This is a genomic window from Streptomyces sp. NPDC050388 (assembly GCF_040655635.1).
Lineage (GTDB): Bacteria > Actinomycetota > Actinomycetes > Streptomycetales > Streptomycetaceae > Streptomyces.
In genome coordinates, this window is the sequence record NZ_JBFAKH010000231.1 from 1 (window position 1) to 2,539 (window position 2,539).

Annotated in this window: 1 protein-coding gene; it reads right to left on the reverse strand. The window is 78.4% G+C overall.

Annotated features, from left to right (window positions below):
- The coding region (locus tag AB0I73_RS40950) for an HAD-IC family P-type ATPase (RefSeq protein WP_363045462.1) at positions 1 to 2,539 on the reverse strand (2,539 nt) is incomplete at both ends.

The following is a 2,539-nucleotide window of genomic DNA, read 5'->3' on the forward strand; positions in this document are numbered from 1 at the left end:
TGCCGAGCGAGGCCTCCGGGCCCTCCGCGAGCAGCCGGTCGGGGTGGTCGGCGGGCGGCCGGGCGGCGATGGCCATGGCGGGCAGCATGTCCGTGAGCAGGTTGACCAGGAGCAGCTGGCGGGCGTTGAGCGCACTGCGTCCGGTGAACAGCGTGGTCGCCAGCGTGAAGGCGATCTCCCCCAGATTGCCGCCGAGCAGGATGCCCAGCGCCCTGCGCACCGAGCCCCACATGGCCCGGCCCTCGACGAAGGCGTCGACGATGGTCTCGATCCGGTCGTCGGTGACGACCATGTCGGCGGCGGCGCGGGCCGCCGGCGTGGCCCGGGAACCGAGGGCGATGCCGACGTCGGCGATCCGGATGGCGGGCGCGTCGTTGGCGCCGTCGCCCGTGACGGCGACGGTACGGCCGGCCGAACGCAGCGCGGTGACGATACGGACCTTGTGCGCCGGGGTGACCCGGGCGAACACCGTGATCTCCGGCAGCGTCCCGGCGAGTGCCGCGTCGTCGAGGGCATCCAGCTCCGCCCCGGTCATCAGGCGCGGCTCCTCCTCGGGCCGCAGCTCCCGGGCGATCGCGGCGGCGGTGCTGGGGTGGTCGCCGGTGAGCATGACGATGCGCACCCCGGCCCGCGACAGCCGGCCCACGCTCTGCGCGGCGGTGGGCCGCACCGGGTCCGCGAGGCCCAGCAGGCCCAGCAGACACAGCCCGTCGACGACCTCGTCGCCGAGGTCCCCCGGGCCGGAGGGGGCGGTGTCCTCCCGCGGCGCACCCGCGGGCAGGACCCGCTCGGCGACCGCGAGCACCCTGAGGCCGCGCCGGGCCAGCCGGTCGATCTCCGCCTCCGTCTCCGCGCGCAGCCGCTCGTCGAACGGCTCGGTGGCGTCGTCCCGGCGGGCCCGGTCGCAGCGGGCCAGGACGACCTCCGGCGCGCCCTTGACCACGATCCGCGCCTCGCTGTCGGACCGCCCCAGTACGGCGTGGTAGCCGCGCCCCGGCTCGAACGGCAGCTCGGCCAGCCGCTCCCAGACGTCCGTACCGAGCCCGGCGGCCCGGGCCGGGGCGGCGCCGAGCGACTCGGCCCCGCCGGCGATGGCCCGGTCGGTGGGATGGGCGAGCGTCGCGGCCGCGCCCGGCGGACCGGCCAGGGCGGCCGTGGCGACGATCCGGCGCAGCGCCGGGGTGAGCCGGTCGAGACCCTCGCGCCGCAGGCCGTCGGAGACCTGCTGGAGGCTGATCCGGCCCTCGGTGAGCGTGCCGGTCTTGTCGAAGCACAGCACGTCGGTGCGGCCCAACGCCTCGATGGTGGAGGCGCTGCGGACCAGGGTGTCGCGCGCGGACAGCCGGCGGGCCGCGGCCAGCTCCGCGACCGTGGCGACGAACGGCAGCCCCTCCGGTACGGCCGCCACGCACAGGCTGACCGCGGCCCCCAGGGCGGCCCCCAGGGGGCGTCTGCGCAGCAGGTCGACGGCGAAGAGGACGACCCCCGCGGCGACGGACAGCGGCAGGAACCACCGGCCCAGCGCCTTCAGCCGCCGTTCCACCCCGCTCTCCGGCGGCCCGCCCTCGGGGCCCGCCGCGGCCGCGCTGCCCGCCTCGGTGGCGGTCCCGGTGGCGACGACCACGCCCAGCGCGTGGCCGGCGGCCACCGTCGTGCCCTCGTAGAGCATCGAGGTGCGGTCCGCGACCGCCCGGGCCGCGGTCGGCGCCGAGCTCTTGACGACGGGCAGCGATTCGCCGGTGAGGCTGGACTCGTCCACCTCCAGACCCTGCGCCCGCACCACCCGGCAGTCCGCCGGGACCGAGTCCCCGGCCCGCAGCTCGATCAGGTCCCCGCGCACCAGGTGCTCGCCGGCCGTCTCCACCGGCTCCGCCCGGCCGGGGCGGCGCACCCGCACCCGCACCGAGGTGGCCTCGACCAGCCGCTCGGCCGCGTTGTCGGCCTGCTGCCGCTGCACCCCGCCGACCAGCGCGTCCACGCCGAGCACCCCGCCGATCAGCACGGCGTCCAGCACGGAGCCGAGCGCCGCCGAGACACCGCCGCCGATCGCCAGGACGGGCGTGAGCGGATTGGCCAGCTCCTCCACGACCCGGCCGACCAGGGTGCCGGCGCCCCCGTGCCGGTCCCGGCCCTCGAACTGCCCGCGCCGGGCGGCCTCGGCCTCGTCCAGCCCCCGGGACGAGGTGCCGACCCGGGACATCACCTGGCGTACCGCCATGGCATGCCAGGGTGTGCGTTCGGCGGCCGCCGGGGCCGGACGCCCGCGCAGCCGCCACCCCGCCCAGAAGCCCGCGGCGACCGAGGCGATGCTCACCCCGTCGGCCACCAGACGGGCCCGCGCCCAGGCCTGCGGGTGGTGCACGAGCAGGGCGAGCGCCGAGCCCGCCGCCGCGCCGGCGCCCTCCAGCCGGACACACAGCCGACCGATCCGCCGGGCCTCCGGCAGGGCGGTCAGCAGCAGGTGGACGACATCGGGCGGGGCGGGCGGGGGGGGGCGCGCCCCGCGCCCGGCGCAGGCGGGGCGGCCGCCCCGCCCCGC